Below are 2,044 nucleotides of genomic sequence, written 5' to 3'. Positions count from 1 at the left end.
TGGGGACCATTGCGTTGACAGTGCCCGAGAGGGGAACTTGAGCTCCCACCTAATTCATGACAGTTCGGTGGTTTCGGAGTTTTGGAGCAAGTATTTCGCTGGTATTCCGTCGTCATGACCGCATACAACTATCCGTCATAAGTCAGGTCCTGTGATCCGACATAGGGACTGCTCCCCACCGCAGCTGGAAGGGACCGAGGTGACGAGCCCTCCCCTCTGCCCTTAGGCTGTGACTCGTACGCCGATCTGACATCAGAAAGCGCATCAGCCCGGGTGCTCCCAGCCATGATGGGACCCATCACTCCCTGCCCCGTCTTACATGGAGGATTCATGTCCTACGGAACCGGCCCCGCACCCTACGGCAGCCAGGCACCATACGGCGACCCCAACCAGTTCGGGACTACGCCATTGCCTCCCGACATTTCTCCGTTGCCTCGAGCGCGTTCAGGCGAAGCCGTCAAGCGCTTCTTCCAACGCTACGCTCAGTTTTACGGCTATGCATCTCAGTCGGAGTTCTGGTGGACATTTCTACTGCTCCAGGTAGTCATCCCCTTTGGTCTCTATGCACTCGCAGCCATCATCAGTATTCCGTCATCATTGACGCCCGTTCCTGATACACCTGCAGCAGTGTACGTGATCTTAGGCCTATTGTTGTCCTATGAGATCACGCTCATTACTCCGACGCTCGCAGTGACGGCCCGTCGCCTCCATGACACCGGAAAGTCGGAGCTGTTCCGGCTTTTCTACTTCATTGGATTGGGGATCGTGCCGCTCATGATGTGCTGCATGTCTACCCGCCCCGACCTCTACCGCCCGGAATGGGGCTGAGCGAAGTCCCCTGAAGAACAACAGATGATCCCCGGAAACCAGGAGGTTCCGGGGATCATCTGTTGGTGGTGTCCGAGGGGGGACTTGAACCCCCACGCCCGTTTAATAAGGCACTAGCACCTCAAGCTAGCGCGTCTACCTATTCCGCCACTCGGACTTGTGTTGTCTCCTCCGCCTTTCAGCGGCTGCGCCAGGACCTCACCCTGGCGACGCAGAGAAACTTAGCATGACGGCCACCAAGGCCACCAAGCCACACCCAAGTGCTTCCCATCACACTGCGGTGCTCTCGACGCTCAAGGTCACCTGCATGGACCAGCTCGCCCCGGACTCGATGGTGGGTGCGTGCTCTCGTACCGCCCCGCTTTCGACGCACACCATGGCAGGGAACTCGTCATTGGCCATATCCGGCAGTGGGGCGCTGTGCGTGGACCAGGGGTTCCACACGATCGTCGAGGGAGCATTGCGCTTGTCGATGCCGATGGTGCGCTGGTGTCCGGGATCAGTGACCGTAATCGGCTCGGCTGAGTCATAGATGCGGTCCACGGGGCCGCCGATCGTCACATCGCCTTCCTGGACGTGGCGGGCCTCCTGAGGGCTGCGAGCCAGATTGTCGCTGTAGGGGGCGCCTGCGAGCCCACTGATGCGGCTGGCGGTGACGTCGTGGACTGAGAGATAGGTGTGGGCGGCCGCCTCCACCGTGCGGGGCTCGGTCCCCTCGTTGCGCAGGCTGAGTCCCAGGCGCAGAGTCTCACCGACCTCGACCTCATAGAGCGCTGTCAGGCGGTCGCGACTGACGCTGAGAAGAGCTCGGACACCGCCGTCGTCGGTGGTGGTGACTGTTCGCAGCCGCCAGGGGGCGATGCGGGCCCATCCGTGTTTCGGTACGGCGTCGCCGTTGATGCCGACACCGAACTCCGGCAGGCACAGGGGGATTCCTCCACGGATGGCGGTGGCGCCGTCGAAGACCGCCTGCCGGGAAGTGAAGATGACCTCCGATCCACCGCGCGGCACCCAGGAGGTCACGGTGGCGCCGTGGAGATAGATTTCCGCGGCTCCGGCCGGGGCGTCGATGAGAAGCCTCTGCTGTCCTCCCCGCCCTGGCCCTAACGCGGCGGTGCGGGGCAGACGCAGCTGGTTCGTCACGGCGGGGTGCGTCGGATTGCCGACATTCGGAGCGGTCATGGGGCCACGCTAGTTGTACTTCCCTGTGAGGTTG

At 62.0% G+C, this 2,044-nt stretch carries 2 protein-coding genes and 1 tRNA gene; 1 reads left to right on the top strand and 2 read right to left on the bottom strand.

The genetic code is table 11. The features are described from left to right. Nucleotides 1-330: 330 nt before the first annotated feature. Complete coding sequence (locus BKH32_RS11235) at nucleotides 331-828, top strand: DUF805 domain-containing protein (protein WP_075250122.1); 498 nt, start codon at nucleotides 331-333, stop codon at nucleotides 826-828. Between the two features lie 66 nt (nucleotides 829-894). Here BKH32_RS11235 and BKH32_RS11230 read toward each other — a convergent pair. Beyond that, nucleotides 895-985, bottom strand: a tRNA-Leu gene (locus BKH32_RS11230). A 113-nt stretch (nucleotides 986-1,098) separates the two neighbouring features. Further along, entirely contained in the window at nucleotides 1,099-2,010 is a 912-nt protein-coding gene (locus tag BKH32_RS11225; RefSeq protein ID WP_075250121.1) for a D-hexose-6-phosphate mutarotase, read from the bottom strand. Between the last annotated feature and the right edge of the window lie 34 nt (nucleotides 2,011-2,044).

Origin of the sequence: Actinomyces oris (genome assembly GCF_001929375.1) — a bacterium.
In the GTDB taxonomy this organism is placed as follows: domain Bacteria; phylum Actinomycetota; class Actinomycetes; order Actinomycetales; family Actinomycetaceae; genus Actinomyces; species Actinomyces oris_B.
The sequence above is the reverse complement of the archived record's forward strand: the minus strand, read 5'-3'. Positions and strand labels throughout refer to the sequence as shown.